The organism is Anaerococcus sp. HMSC068A02 (genome assembly GCF_001811125.1).
In the GTDB taxonomy this organism is placed as follows: domain Bacteria; phylum Bacillota; class Clostridia; order Tissierellales; family Peptoniphilaceae; genus Anaerococcus; species Anaerococcus vaginalis_C.
This window is the reverse complement of sequence record NZ_KV803709.1, coordinates 1-15,387: the sequence shown is the minus strand read 5'-3', so window position 1 is coordinate 15,387 and position 15,387 is coordinate 1. Positions and strand designations below refer to the sequence as shown.

Here is a 15,387-nt window from a genome sequence, read left to right as displayed (position 1 = left end):
AAAATGATCTTTTAATTGCAATAACTTATGGGGCAAAAACAAAAGAAGTTTTGGAATCATTTAATTATGCGAAAATTAAGGGAGCCTCTCTTATAAGTATAAGTAAAAATGAAAATTCAAAATTTGCAAAAGATTCTGATGTTTTTATAAAAATTCCATCAAGTGAAAAAGAAATTAGGTATGGAGCAATTGCGTCGAGATTTTCATCTTTAATCATAACGGATATTTTATATTTTTCTTATATAGGATTAAATTATGATTATGTAGTTGATAATTTAAAAGTTACCAAAGAATTTACAGATAAACTTAAAATTTAATTTTAAAAATATAAAGAAACACTTGAAATTTTATTTCAAGTGTTTTATAATGTAAATGTGAAAAGCTTTTCTAGGAGAAAAAGGAAGTATTTATGTTAGGTTTTAGTTTGTATCTTAATCAAAATAAAGAAGAAATTATAAAAAAGCTAGAAGAATTTAAAAATTATGATTTTTTGTTTACATCTATGCACTATCCTCTGGAAGACGAGAATATGGATAAATTATTGTGGCTTTTAGATATGTTAAAAAATTCAAAAACGAAAGTTTGTGTAGATTTAAATGGAGAAGTTTTGGAGAAATTTCCTAAACTTTTAGATTTAAACATAATAATAAGGCTAGATTTTGGATTTAATAATGAACTTATAGCTAAATTATCTAAAAAAAATAAATTGGCTATAAATGCATCGACCATAGATTATAATAATCTAATGGATTTGAAAGAAAAAAATTCAAATTTTTCAAATATTAGTGCTTGGCATAATTATTATCCTCTTTCATATTCAGGACTTGGAAGTGATGAATTTATTAAAAAAAATCAAAAGTTAAAAGCATTTGGCATTGATATTTTTGCTTTTTTTCAAGGAGATATGAATTTTAGGGGACCAATGTTTGAAAGTCTTCCAACTTTGGAAGAAGATAGGTGGGAAAATCCTTATTATTCTTATTTGAAACTTAAAAGAAAGTATAAAATAAAAAATCTCTTGTTATCTGAAGGAATCTCACAAAAAAATAAAAAATATATAGAAGATTATGAGAAAAACAAGCTAATAAATTTAGATGTTTTTTTGGAAGATGATTATAAAGATTTGAAAAAAATTGAAGTTAGAGAGGATATAAGCGATTATTTGATAAGAAATAAAAGGTCCTATAAATTGATTGAAAAAATCGATAATAGAAAAATAAAAAAGGGCGATTTAGTAATTTTAAATAAAAATGCCAAAAGATATTCTGGAGAGCTTGAAATAATTAGAAAAGATATAGGAGAAGATAAGATGAGAAATATCATTGGACATGTAGATAAGTCTCATCTTGGAATATTAGATTTGATAGGAGGAAGTGATAGACTTGTCATCAACAGAATCAAGAAATAACAAGAGCAAGGGTTTGGACACCAAGTCAACTCTAGAAATTTTAAAAATAATTAATAATGAAGACATGACAATAGCTAAAAAAGTTGGTGAAAAAATTCCAGATATTGAAAAATTAACAGATGCTATTGTAGATGTATTTAAAAAGGGCGGTCATTTATATTATATTGGCGCAGGAACTAGCGGAAGACTTGGAGTTTTGGATGCGTCTGAAGCATTTCCAACTTTTTCTGTAGATAAAAATATGATAAAAGGAATTATTGCAGGAGGAGATAAGGCACTAAGAAATCCAATTGAAAACGCAGAAGATGATGAAAATTTGGCAAAAAAAGATTTGGAAGACCATGGATTTACAAAAGATGATTTGCTTGTAGGAATAGCAAGCAGTGGAAGAACGCCTTACGTTATTGGTGCATTAAAATATGCAAAAAAACTTGGAGCAAAAACAGGTTCGATAACTTGCAACATAGGTTCTGAAATTTCAAAATTTGCAGATTATCCAATAGAAATAGATACAGGAAGTGAAGTTTTGACAGGTTCTACTAGAATGAAAGCAGGGACTGCAACAAAAATGGTTTTGAATATGATTTCAACAACTTCAATGGTAAGAATTGGAAAAGTTTACGATAATCTTATGGTTGATCTTAGGGTATCAAATGAGAAATTAAAAAATAGGGCTTTGAAAATGATTGAAGATATTTGCAATATCGATAAAAATCATGCAGAAAAATTACTAGATGATGCAGATGGAAGGGTAAAATGTGCAATTTTAATGGAAAAAAAATCAATTAGCAAAAAAGAAGCACTTGAATTGTTGGAAGAGAACGAAGGATTTTTAAGAAAGGGAATACAATGAAACAAGATAACAAAAAAATCGCCATAGACCTTATAGAAAATTTTGGTGGAAAAGACAATATAACAGAAGTTATAAATTGTATGACAAGAGTAAGGGTAAAAGTTGTAGATGAAAGCAAGGTAAATTTCAAAGAAATTGAAAAAATTGATGGAGTTTTGGGAGTTTTAAAAGGCGAACAAATTCAAATAGTAACAGGCCCTGGCAAAAGTGAAAAAATAGCAAAAGAAATGTCAAATATGGCAAATGCAAAATTTTCTGAAGAAATGGAAAGCGATATAGAAAAAAGAACTAGAGAAAATAAAGCAAAAGTAAAAGAAAAACAAAATAAATCAAAATTTAAATCATTTTCAGCAACAATAGCATCAATTTTTGTTCCATTAATACCAGCTTTTGTAGGAGCAGGACTAATAGGTGGTATTGCTTCTGTTATGCAAAATATGATAACAGCAGGTTCACTTTCACAAGAAAATTTTGGAGCAGTACTTCAAGTTTTAAATATAATAAAAACAGGACTTTATGGATATTTGAATATATTTATAGGAATAAATGCAGCAAGAGTCTTTAAAGGAAACGAAGGCTTGGGTGGAGTAATTGGAGGAATGGTATATCTTTCAGCAATGAATCCAGACGAGCCATTAAAAAATATGTTTTTAGATTCAGCCCTACTACCAGGACAAGGTGGAGTAATTGGAGTAATTCTTGCAGTATTTATACTTGTAAAAATTGAAAATGCCCTTCACAATATAATTCCAGATTCACTAGATATAATTATTGTTCCAACAATATCCTTATTAGTTACAGGAATTTTGACAATATTTATAATAATGCCAATAGCAGGATTAATATCAAATGGACTTATCGGAATAATTAATTCTGTAATAGAATTGGGTGGAGCAATTGCAGGATTTATTCTTGGTGCAGTATTTTTACCAATGGTAATGCTAGGACTACATCAAATTTTAACACCAATCCACATTGCAATGATTGAACAACAAGGCGCAACATATTTATTGCCAATTCTTGCCATGGCAGGAGCAGGACAAGTTGGAGCTGCAATAGCAATACTTGTAAAATGTAGAAAAAATAAAAGATTAACAGAAATAGCAAAAGGTGGATTGCCAGTTGGGATTTTAGGAATTGGAGAACCATTAATTTATGCCCTAACTCTACCAATGGGAAAAGCATTTATAACAGCGTGTCTTGGTGGAGGAGTTGGAGGAGCAATAATTGGTGCAATAGGATCAATTGGAGCAACAGCTGTAGGCCCAAGTGGACTAGCCCTAATCCCATTAATCTATAATGGAAAAGCTCTAGGATATATATTTGGACTTCTTGGTGGATATGTTGGAGGATTTATACTAACATATTTATTTGGAATAGATAAAAAATATATAGACGGAGAAGACATAGTAGATAGTATAGATTTTAAATTTTAATTAAATAAAAAAATAATCTTGCCTTAGGGCAGGATTTTTTTTGCAAAAATTTCTTTGAAATAAAAATTATTTTAAAGAAAAAATTAATAAATTTTTAAAAACATACAAAAAAATGGACTTTTACCTTTTGATTTTTGGTAAAAATCCTTTATGTAAATAGTCTCAATTAAGAGACTATACAAAAACAATTTCTCTTAGTGTCAACGATAATTGTCTTGCCTTTTCATTGTACTCAATTGTTAAAAAAAATCAAAACTTATTTTCTTATCCTTGATTCTTTAAATTTAGAATAATATAGTGTTATTATAAAATATAAAATTAAAGGAGTTAATATGAAAAAAAACAATGGCAAAAGATGGATAGCTGTGGCTATTGCTCTACTTTTGTTTGTAGCGTCTTCTATTGTATCAAATAGGAGCGATAAAATATCTGAAAAACAAGCTGATAAATTAAAAAATGAATATTTAAATCAGTTTAATCCTTTTTCAGCTACTGCAAATAAAAATATTGTAGAAGATGGGGATAAGAAAAATAAAATTGCTCTTATTTCTTATGAGGGAGCAATCGGAGATGGAGAAGTTTATGATTCTTTTATGGAACAACTTGATGATATATACAAGGATGATTCTGTTAAAGGCGTAATTATGCAAGTAAATTCTCCAGGTGGAGCTGTTTATAATTCTGAACAAATTGCAAATAAGATAAAAGAAATTCAAACTGACAAAAAAATCCCTGTATTTACAGTTATGAAGACAATGGCTGCAAGTGGTGGATATTATATTTCTGCCCCAACTGATAAAATTTATGCTTCAAATGAAACCTTAACTGGTTCTATTGGTGTGATTATGTCATCAAGATCTTTCCAAGGTTTGTTTGAAAAATATGGAATTAAAGAACAAAATATTACAACAGGCAAGATGAAAGATGCAGGATCTATTGGAAAAGATATGACAGATGAGCAAAAAAAATATTTCCAAGACCTTATAAATTCGTCATTTGATAGGTTTATAAAAATTGTTTCTCAAGGTAGATCTATGAAAGAAGATCAAGTTAGAAAACTTGCAGACGGCAGGGTTTATGATGGAGCTCAAGCTAAAAACAATGGTCTTGTAGATAAAATTGGAAATCTTGATGATGCAATTGAAGATATGAAAAAAGATTATAAATTAAATAATCCAGAAGTTTTTGAATATGAAGGAAGTGATTATTCATTAAAAAAATTATTTTCAAAAGCTCAAAATTTAGTAGAAAAAAATTCTTCATCTGATCTTAGTGTTTTGAAAGAATTAATGGAAAAAGAATCTCCACTACCAATGTATTATTATGGGAAATAGGTGAAATTATGGAAAATATGGAAACAATTGAAAACAACTCATTGAATGTACAAAAGACAATATCCATACCTCAATTTGCTTATGCTGGTTTTTTCCTAAGACTTGTGGCTTTTACAATAGACTCTATAGTTGCCTATTCTTTTTCAAATATTATTATGAAAATTTTTCAAATAAAAACGGATTTAACAATTATGAATATAGAAATAAATCCTTTGGTTGAAACAGGAATTTGTTTGTTATATTTTTTCATCTTAACTTATTTGAATAACGGTCAAACTTTAGGAAAAATGGCGATGGGAATTAGGGTTATTTCTTTAAACGATGAAAAACTTAGTTTTTTTGATTGTTTGGTAAGAGAAGTTTTCGCAAGATATATTCAAAATTTTATAAAAATTTTGTACCTAATTATAGGATTTAGCCCAAACAAACAATCTTTGGCAGATATGTTGGTTGATACGGTTGTTATAAAAGATGATGTGGTAGATTATCTTTTTGAAAATTAAAAATATGGTTTAAAATAGCTTAGTCTATTTTAAACCATATTTTTTCGAAATTTTTAACATTAATAAGAATTCAAAAGAAAATTTTAGATGCAAAAACTGTAATGATTATAGTTTTTGTAGAGGATTAATATATTGCAATAATTACAAATGTAGTACAAACAATGCTTATGATTTTAATTATTATATTAAAGAATATGTTAAACAAGTTAGAAAGGGTAATTCTAAATTCTTTTTAGATATGTGATATTATGAGAAAATATTTATTGGAAAATAAAAAAAATTTAATTATGTATATTATTATTTGTTTTTTTGCGGCAATTTTAAGTGCAGGTACTGCTTTTTTGTATCAAAAATTAACATTTTTTGCTGTAGCTAAGGAATTTAAAAAGCTTATTTTTTTGGGTTTTATAGCAATTCCATATTTAACTATTGAAGCTATGTTTGATTATTTTCCTAGAAAATTCAAATCTAAAATTATAAATAATATAATAAAAAAACTTAGGGAGGATTTGATTATAAAAATTGATAGGGAAGATATATCATATCTTAATTTGGATTACAAAAAAGATTTTAAAAACAAGATGATTAATGATCTTGAAGCTATAAATAATTATTTTAATGGCATTTTATCTTCATTATTGTATATATTTATGTTTTTTATATCTCTTTTATCAGCTATTTATATACAAGGAACTTTAACTTTTATAATGCTATTATTCTCATTTATACCATTTTTATCACCTTTTATTTCTAGAAAAATTTTATCCAATAAAAAAGAAGAAGAACTTGATTCTAAGAGTGCTTATCTTGAAAATTTTGATGAATTTTCAGAAAATATTTTATTTATAAAAATATCCAAGCTAGGCTCATATTTTAATAATAAACTAGGCGAATTAGCAGATATTTTGAAAGATAAATCTATTATTTTCGAATCATCATTGGCAAAAACATTTGCCATAAGTTATGGTTTGGGAAATATATTATATTCAGGAACTTGGATAATCGGCGGATTTTTTGTATATAAAAATTTGATAGATTTACCATCGCTAATTGCTATGACAACACTTATGCTAACAATAGCAGGTCCTATTCAGTCAATTGCAGATTCATATAGTGGAATTATTTCATCTAAAAAAATTTTTGATAAATATTTAGAATATTTAGAAGAAACTAATATAGATAAAGGAACTGTAGAGATAGGAAAAATTGATAAGTTAAGATTTGATAATGTTGACCTAAAATTTGCGAATAATTACATAATAAAAAATATAAATTTGGAAATCAAATCTGCTAATAAATGTCTTATATTAGGAGATAGCGGAAGTGGAAAATCTAGTTTTCTAAATTTGATTTTAGGAATGTTCGCAAATGAGAATAAGAAAATATTTATAAATGGATATGCCCTATCTCAATTGAATAAAAAATCCTATTATGAAAATATATATTTTATCCCTCAAGATACAATTATTTTTACTGGATCAATAATAGATAATATAACTTTGTTTGATGAGGACAAAAATTATGATAAATGCTTAAAAATTTTAGATATGGTAGGTCTAAACTATTTAATAAAAAACAGAAATCTCAATTACAAGATAGATAAAACAACTCTTTCGGGAGGAGAAAAAAAGAGGATAGATCTTGCTAGAGCTATTTATTCAGATAAGTCTATGATTATTATTGATGAAGTAACATCAGGTCTTGATACATATAATGAAAATTTAGTAGCTCAAATAATTAAAGAGATAGAAAATAAAATAATTATTTGCGTAAGCCATTCGACAAATCCTAATTTGTTAAATTCATTTAATAGAAAATTAAAAATAAAAAATAAAAAAATATATCAATTTTAAAAAAATAATCCCTATAAGATTTTATATTAAATCTATAGGGATTGTTTTTTAAAAAATTATAAGTACTTTATACTTTTTAAAATTCCTATCTTGTGATATGATTGTTAGGTAGAAATTTCGAAATTACCACTATATATAGTGGATTAAATATAAAAATAACAATATTTAGGGGTGGATATGGAAGTTAAAAAAAGAGATGGTCAAGTTGTTGACTTTGAAAGGGAAAAGATTAATCGTGCAATCTTTAAATCTTTTAGGTCTGTTGATTCTGTTATTAGCGATGAAAATTTGGATAGAATTTCTCTTAATATAGAAAAAACAATCAAGGAAAGATACCCAAAAGACCATGTAGTTACTGTTGAAGAAATTCAAGATTTGGTTGAGCTTGAGCTTATTGAAAATAACTATTATAAAGAAGTAAAATCTTACATTCTTTATAGGGCAAAACACAATATGGACAGGAAGGTCCTAACTGATTTTGAATCCTTTATTGATGATGAATATACTCTTTCTATAATCAAAGATATTAATGATGAGTATGACAATCAAAGATATCCAATCGAGTCTTTGTATTTAAAATTTGAATCCTTTACCAAGAAAAACATGACCAAGGAAGCCTTGTTAAACGCCCTTATCAAGGCCGCAAGTGAGCTTACAAGCAAGGAAGCTCCTGATTGGGAATTTATTGCTGCAAGGTTTATGATTCATTTGATTAATTTAAAAATTAGCCTTAGCGAAGAAAAATATGGAATTGTTGATTTTAGGTCAAAAGTTCAATACCTAACTTCAGCTGGTCTTTATGGATCATATATTTTAGAATCTTATACCAATAAGGATTTGGAAGAATTGGGAGCATATTTAAAAGAAGATAGGAATAAATTATTTACTTATTCAGGCCTTGATTTAGTTGCAAAAAGATATTTAATTAAAACCTTTGAGGGAGAATATATTGAAAGTGTCCAAGAAATGTTTATGGGAATTTCTATGCACCTTGCCATTGGCGAAAAAGATCAAGTTTCTTTTGCCAAAAAATTATATGATATTTTATCACAATTAAAGGCAACTATGGCAACTCCAACAATGACCAATGCAAGAAAGCCCTTTAACCAACTTTCTTCATGTTTTATAGACACAGTTCCAGATACCTTAAAAGGAATCTACCGTTCAATCACAAACTTTGCCCAAGTTTCAAAACACGGCGGTGGAATGGGACTTTATTTTGGAAAAGTTAGGGCCCAAGGTTCTGATATTAGAGGAATTAGAAATGTGGCAGGTGGAGTTATAAGATGGATAAAACTTGCCAATGATACTGCGGTTGCCGTTGACCAACTTGGAGTAAGACAAGGTGCAGTTGCTTGTTATTTGGATATTTGGCACAAGGATATACCAGAATTTTTATCTTTAAAAACAAATAATGGCGATGATAGGATGAAGGCTCACGATATTTTCCCAGCAGTTTGTGTTCCAGATCTTTTCTGGAAAGAATGTAGGGATAATATTGGTGGAGATTGGTACATGTTTGATCCTCACGAAGTTTTGGTAAAATATGGCAAATCAATCGAAGATACCTATGGGGAAGAATTTGAAGAATTTTATAAAAAGCTTGTAAATGATAAGGAAATTTCAAAAAGAGTAATAGCAATAAAAGATTTGATTAGGCTTTTGATAAAATCATGGACAGAAACAGGAACACCTTTTGTTTTTAATAGAGATGCAGTAAACAGGGCAAATCCAAACAAACACAAGGGAATTATCTATTCATCAAATCTTTGTACAGAAATCGCCCAAAATATGAGCCCATCTGAGACAGTTAGCGAAGAAATTAAAACTGTTGATGGGGAAACTGTGATTGTAAATACAACCAAACCTGGAGATTTTGTAGAATGTAATCTTGCAAGCCTAACTCTTGGAAATATTGATGTAAATGACAAAGAAGAATTGGAAGAAGTTGTTTCAACAATAGTAAGAGCTCTTGATAATGTAATAGACTTAAATTATTACCCAACTCCTTATGCAAAAGTAACCAACAAAAAATACAGGGCAATAGGACTTGGAACAAGCGGTTACCATCACATGTTGGTAAAAAATGATATAAAATGGTCAGAAGAAGATGCCCATCTTGATTTTGTAGACAAGGTTTATGAAGATATAAACTATTTTGCAATCAAAGCATCAAATGAAATTGCAAAAGAAAAGGGATCATATTCTTGTTTTGATGGAAGTGATTGGGATAATGGAGATTATTTCAAACAAAGAGGATATGAAAGCGAAAGATGGGAAAATTTAAAGAAAGACGTTCACGAAAATGGACTTAGAAATGGATATTTATTGGCAGTAGCTCCAACAGGATCAACCTCAATAATTTCAGGAACATCAGCAGGAGTTGACCCAATAATGAACAAATATTTCCTAGAAGAAAAAAAGGGAGCAATAGTACCAAGAGTTGCTCCAGGACTAAATACAAAAACCTTCTGGCTATACGAAAATGCCTATAATATTGACCAAAATATTTCAATGAGAGCTTGTGGAGTAAGACAAAGACACATAGACCAAGCCCAATCAGTAAATGTTTATATAACAACAGAATACACAATGAGACAGATTTTAAATATTTACCTAACAGCATGGGAAGCAGGAGTAAAATCCCTATATTATGTAAGAGGAAAATCACTTGAAGTAGAAGATTGTGATTCATGTGCATCATAGATTTTGATTTTTTAAGTAAATAAAATTTACAATAAAATACTTCGGATTTGGGGGAAGAAAGGGGGAGTTTTGATTCTCTCCTTTTACCACGCTAACTTACTTTTTAAAATTAAAAAAATCTTAAATCAAAATTCAATTTAAAATTAAAACTACGAATAAAGTCCGCGGTATAATTATTGAAATTGTACCACTGGCACAATTTCAAGCTAATTATATCCCCAAGCCCCTACTTTATTAACCCCCTGCAACCGACCGCTGCGCGGGCTAATTTTGTAAGAAGCTTCGCTTCTTTCAATTATTATTTAAGATTTTATAGGAAAAAGGGGTAGAATTCTACCCCCCCCATTTCCTCCGCCCTAACTTAACGAAGTATTGAATTAATTTAGATAAAATATTTAGCAAAGAAAAAAATTTTAATAGTTTTTAAATATTTTATAATTATTTAAAAGTAAAAATATAAGTTCGATTTTGAAAATGGGGTATAAAATTAAAAATATTAGTTTATAAATAATTATTTCCCATAAGATAGGAGGCAAAAACATGGAAAAAAAATATAAGGAAGAAGTTTCTAAAAGAGGAATTTTTAATGAGGATGGGGATATTGATCTTTCTAAAAGAAGGATTATAAATGGAAATACAACCAATCTTAATGATTTTAACAATGTAAAATATACATGGACAAGCGATTGGTACCGTCAAGCTATGAACAATTTTTGGATTCCTGAAGAAATTAATTTAAACCAAGATATAAAAGATTATAGGAATTTATCTAAGGCTGAAAAAAAGGCTTATGATAGGATTTTGTCATTTTTGACCTATCTTGATTCAATCCAAACTGCAAATTTGCCAAATCTTCAAACCTATATAACAGCAAATGAGATAAATCTTTGTCTTGCTATTCAAACCTACCAAGAGGCAATTCACTCCCAATCTTATTCCTACATACTTGATACAATTTGCTCTCCTGATGAGAGAACAAGAATTTTGTATTTGTGGAAGGAAGATGATCATCTTTTAAAAAGAAATAAATTTATTGGCGACCAATACAATGAATTTATTAAAGATGATAGCGAATTTAATTTGATGAGAGTTTTGATTGCAAATTATATACTAGAAGGAATTTATTTCTATTCAGGCTTTTCATTTTTCTACAATCTTGGAAGAAATGGCAAAATGCCAGGAACTGTACAAGAAATCAGATATATCAATAGGGATGAAAATACCCACTTGTGGCTATTTAGGTCAATGATAAATGACTTAAAAGAAGAAAGACCAGACTTATTTACTGACGAATTAAAAGAATTCTACTTATCACTATTAAAAGAAGGAGTAGAACAAGAAATTGCCTGGGGAAAATATGCCATTGGAGATGAAATCCAAGGATTAAATTCACAAATGATTGAAGATTATATAAAATATTTGGGAAATCTAAGGGCAAAAGGACTTGGACTTGGAACAATTTATGAAGGATATGAAGACGAACCTCAATCAATGAAATGGGTAAGTGAATATTCAGATCCAAACCAAGTAAAAACAGATTTCTTTGAAGGAAAAGTTTCAGCTTATTCTAAATCTTCAGTTATTGAGGATGATTTATAAAATAAATTTTATAAACTGTTGTAGAATAGATATTTCTATTTTACAGCAGTTTTTTATTTGCAAAAAATCTAAGAAAATCAGACTTTTGTATTATAAAAATTTTTTGTAAAAATAGAAGAAATTTAAAAAATAATCCAAAGTATCAATTAATTTAAAGGAAATGGCGTTTGATTTGAAATCTTTGAATTTTTTTGACATAAATTTAATTTAAAATATTATACTTAGCCTTATTTAATTTATAGTAAAAATATTTTAAAGACTTGGATTTTGTTGGTTTTTTAGTTTTTTTAAAAATTTTTATATTTAACAAAAAAATAAATTGAAATATTGTGTTTTTTTCTACAATTTTGTATAATGGAACAGATAGTGATTATCACTATTAGAACTAACGGGTTTTTAAATAAAAAAACTTGTAAGAATTTATAAATTTTTAGAAAGGGGGAAAAGTGAAAAAATAAAAATTGATATTGAAAAAAATATAGCTAGATTATAAAGCGAATAAAGTAATCATATAAAGGTTTTAATTATAAAAATTTATAAGGATTTAGATTTGTATTTATTCGGCAAAATATTTGATTAGATAAAAATATTATGGAAAACTTTACTAAGAATATCAAATAAAAATTAGTTATTTTTAAAAATACTATAAAAATGAGAAAAGCAAAGTTATTTTTACCAATATCAAGACTTATAAACCGAATATTTTAGATAGAAATTAAAATTGATTTAAACATTTTGAAAAATATCTAAAAATTCATCCTTGCAAAATAGATTATTTAATTTATTTGCAATTTGGAGTTTATACTCCACAACTCAATAATTTTTTAAGATTTTTATGTAAATGAAAATCAAAAAGGTTTAGGTTACCTTTAATAACCTAAATATATTTTGTAAAGAGGAAAGATGAAAAATACATTTTTAAAGAAAGTATTGACCTTTATTATTGTAGGATTAGCGTCTATGGCTATGATAAAATCGTCTATGTTTGTCTTAGAAAAAAATAAGCTTGCGGCTGAAAAAAAAGATAAAATAGTAAGCGATAGCGCTCGTCTTGCAACAGATTTAAAAGATGGTCAATACGAAGCAAGTTCTGAAGGTTATGGTGGTTTGTTGACTGTTAGAATAACTGTTAAAAATGGAAAATTAACAGACATCAAGATTTTATCCCATAATGAAACTGAGGAATATTTTAAAAAGGCTTCAGCGATAATAAAAGAAATTTTAAGAACAGGAAAAGTAGATGTAGATTCTGTTACAGGAGCAACCATATCATCAAATGCTATAAAGGATGCTGTTTTAAAAGCACTCCAAAAAGCTGGTTCGAAAGAAAAAATAAAAGAAAAAGCTAAAAAAGAAGATAAAAAACCAGTAGAAGGTTTAAAAGATGGAGAGTATTTTGGTAGTGCAAATGGATATGGTGGAAATTTAACCGTAAAAGTAATCATAAAAAATGGAAAAATAAGTACAATTGACGTTGTTTCACAAAATGAAACACCAGAATATTTTAATAGGGCTTATGCTGTAATAAATAAAATTTTAAGTAGTGGAAGTGTAAATGTAGATTCAGTAACAGGAGCAACAGTATCATCAAACGCTATAAAAATGGCAGTAGCTGATGCCCTTCACAAAGCTGGCTCTAAGGAAAATGCAAAAGTACAAGCTGTAAATAAAGCATCAAATAGTAATAAAAGAGCAAATGCTAAAGGGACAGTAGCAATTGGAAATAAAGACCTTAAAGATGGAGTTTACACAGGCTCAGGTCAAGGATTTAATGGGCCAATAAGAGTTAGAGTAACCATATCAAAAGGCTCAATAACAAATGTGGAAATACTTTCACACAGCGATGACAATCCATATTTTGGTCGAGCAAGATCAGTTATATCAAAAATTTTAGGAAAAGCTGACAAAAGTGTTGATACAGTTTCTGGTGCAACATATTCAAGTAGAGGAATACTTGATGCAGTAAGAAATGCTCTATCAAAAGCAGGTGGAAGCAAAAATGTTGATAATAAAAATAAAAAACCATCAAATACAACTCAAGCAAAAAAACCAAATAAAAAACCAGAAAAACCAAGTAAAGATAATAAGATTTACAAGCAATACAAAGATGGTGTCTACGAAGGAGTAGCAGAAGGCTTTAATGGTCCAATAAAAGTAAAAGTAACCATAGCAAAAGGTTCAATAACAAAAGTAGAAATCCTTTCACACAAAGAAGATGATCCTTATTTTAGCAAATCAAAAGGAGTAATCTCAAAAATGCTTGGTAAGCCTGGCAAAAACGTAGATACAGTATCAGGAGCAACATTCTCAAGCAAAGGAATAATAGATGCTATAAATAATGCCGTATCAAAAGCTGGAGTTGAAAATAGTCCATCAAAACCTGACAAAAAGCCAGACCAACAAAAGCCAGAAGAAGATAAGAAACCAGAAAAACCAAGCGAAGAAAAAATAGATGACGCCCTTAAAAAATATTATAACAATCAACCATTAAAAGACGGAGAATATACAGGATGGGGCATTGGATATATCAATACAAGAAAAATCAGAACATATATAAAAGTCGAAAATGGAGAAATTTCTGAAGTAAGAGTAGGAGAAAATTCAGAATACGGCGATGATATGGGACCATTTAGACAAAAAGCAGAAAAAGTTTTATCCTTTATCAAAGGAAAAGATGCAAGATTAAATCTTGCAAAAATGGGATTATACAGAGAGTATTTTGAAACAATAAGAAAAAGTAGTAACCCAAAAGCAAAAGCGTTAGAACTTTTTGGTGCAGAATATGCAAAAAATCTTAACGGATATAGAAATGATAATTCAGAATCAGATTTAACGCTGATTTCAAGAACAGTTAAAGCTTATATGTCCAAAAAATATAAGTCAAAAGAATTATTTGATAGCGTTACAGGTGCGACAGTTAGTGCTAGTGGAATATCATCAGCAGCGAGAGAGGCGACAAAAAAATCATCAAATGATTACATTACAAATTCAGATGTAAAAGAAATCACAATAACAGCTCCAAAAAATAAAAACATAGAAGTAAACAAAGGCGATGGAGTTGATTTTACAGAAATGAAAGTAAACTTAATCAAAAAAGATGGAAGTCAAAAAGAAGTAGAATGGAAAGATTTCAAAGAAAATGGAATTAGCATTACAGACGAAAATGGCAAAATAATAGAAAACGGAAGCGACTTAAAAAATTATGCTGACAAAAAAATTATAAAAGCAAAAGTAATCCACCAAAAATCACTATCCTATGATGACTTTAGAATTTTAATCGGAAAATATAGTAAAGATTATATAATCGGATTAGAATACAGCGCAGATGGAAATAAGTGGTACAAAGTCGATAAAGTTGAAATGGATTACGTAGATAAAAGAAATATTTCCGATCATCAAGTTATCGATGCACCAACATCATTTGAATTTGAAAAAGTAAAACTTAGAGCAGTCTCCAAAAAAGGTAATCGTTATGAGTACACAAGCGATAAATCGCCAGTAAATAGACAAGTTAAATATACATTGGTCAAAGAAGAAAATCCAAATACACCAAAGACAATATATGTAAACTTCCAATTATCAGGAAAAGAATCCGATAAAAATTTAGTAGAAGAAAAAGAAAAAGAAGAAAAGCCAAAGCCACAAGAAGAAGAAATAGAAGTGGACCAAAAAGTAATAGACACAAGTCTAATGGA

Annotated in this window: 10 protein-coding genes; all 10 read left to right on the top strand. The window is 28.5% G+C overall.

The genetic code is table 11. The features are described from left to right. A partial coding sequence (locus HMPREF2782_RS00050) for a MurR/RpiR family transcriptional regulator (RefSeq protein WP_148130013.1) occupies window positions 1-317 on the top strand: 317 nt, incomplete at its 5' end. 92 nt (window positions 318-409) lie between these two features. Next, window positions 410-1,408, top strand: a complete 999-nt coding sequence (locus tag HMPREF2782_RS00045) for a MupG family TIM beta-alpha barrel fold protein (RefSeq protein WP_070639829.1) — start codon at window positions 410-412, stop codon at window positions 1,406-1,408. Further along, complete coding sequence (gene murQ, locus HMPREF2782_RS00040; RefSeq protein WP_261668483.1) at window positions 1,374-2,261, top strand: N-acetylmuramic acid 6-phosphate etherase; 888 nt, start codon at window positions 1,374-1,376, stop codon at window positions 2,259-2,261. The genes HMPREF2782_RS00045 and murQ overlap by 35 nt, the downstream gene beginning before the upstream one ends. Then, a complete protein-coding gene (locus HMPREF2782_RS00035) occupies window positions 2,258-3,697 on the top strand; it encodes a PTS transporter subunit EIIC (RefSeq protein ID WP_070639823.1) in 1,440 nt (479 codons plus the stop codon). Before murQ ends, HMPREF2782_RS00035 begins: the two co-directional genes overlap by 4 nt. Window positions 3,698-4,029: 332 nt before the next feature. Next, complete coding sequence (gene sppA, locus HMPREF2782_RS00030; protein WP_070639820.1) at window positions 4,030-5,031, top strand: signal peptide peptidase SppA; 1,002 nt, start codon at window positions 4,030-4,032, stop codon at window positions 5,029-5,031. 8 nt (window positions 5,032-5,039) lie between these two features. Next, window positions 5,040-5,534, top strand: a complete 495-nt coding sequence (locus HMPREF2782_RS00025; protein ID WP_070639816.1) for an RDD family protein — start codon at window positions 5,040-5,042, stop codon at window positions 5,532-5,534. Window positions 5,535-5,782: 248 nt separating this feature from the next. Further along, window positions 5,783-7,387 carry an ATP-binding cassette domain-containing protein gene (locus HMPREF2782_RS00020; protein ID WP_070639813.1) on the top strand — a complete coding sequence of 535 codons (1,605 nt, stop codon included), beginning with the start codon at window positions 5,783-5,785 and terminating at the stop codon, window positions 7,385-7,387. Between the two features lie 177 nt (window positions 7,388-7,564). Beyond that, window positions 7,565-10,093, top strand: a complete 2,529-nt coding sequence (locus HMPREF2782_RS00015) for a ribonucleoside-diphosphate reductase subunit alpha (protein ID WP_070639810.1) — start codon at window positions 7,565-7,567, stop codon at window positions 10,091-10,093. Between the two features lie 540 nt (window positions 10,094-10,633). After that, window positions 10,634-11,692 carry a ribonucleotide-diphosphate reductase subunit beta gene (locus tag HMPREF2782_RS00010; RefSeq protein WP_019118830.1) on the top strand — a complete coding sequence of 353 codons (1,059 nt, stop codon included), beginning with the start codon at window positions 10,634-10,636 and terminating at the stop codon, window positions 11,690-11,692. A 903-nt stretch (window positions 11,693-12,595) separates the two neighbouring features. Beyond that, a partial coding sequence (locus HMPREF2782_RS00005) for an FMN-binding protein (RefSeq protein WP_148130012.1) occupies window positions 12,596-15,387 on the top strand: 2,792 nt, incomplete at its 3' end.